Source organism: Paenibacillus periandrae, from assembly GCF_022458865.1.
Lineage (GTDB): Bacteria > Bacillota > Bacilli > Paenibacillales > NBRC-103111 > Paenibacillus_S > Paenibacillus_S periandrae.
On record NZ_JAJNMU010000198.1, the window covers coordinates 1 to 257 of the forward strand.

Consider the following 257-nt stretch of genomic DNA (forward strand, 5'->3'; position numbering starts at 1 on the left):
TGTCACAGGTTCGAGTCCTGTTCGGGGAGCCATATGGAGAGGTGTCCGAGTTTGGTCGAAGGAGCACGATTGGAAATCGTGTAGGCGCCACAAGCGTCTCAAGGGTTCGAATCCCTTTCTCTCCGTAGTTATTATTGAATAAGGCCCGTTGGTCAAGTGGTTAAGACACCTCCCTTTCACGGAGGTAACAGGGGTTCGAGTCCCCTACGGGTCACCAAAGCAAGGGCGCTTAGCTCAGCTGGGAGAGCATCTGCCTT

At 53.7% G+C, this 257-nt stretch carries 2 tRNA genes; both read left to right on the forward strand.

The features are described 5' to 3' along the window. Nucleotides 1-35 precede the first annotated feature (35 nt). Nucleotides 36-125, forward strand: a tRNA-Ser gene (locus LRL21_RS47495). Nucleotides 126-142: 17 nt separating this feature from the next. After that, nucleotides 143-217, forward strand: a tRNA-Glu gene (locus LRL21_RS47500). Nucleotides 218-257 lie beyond the last annotated feature (40 nt).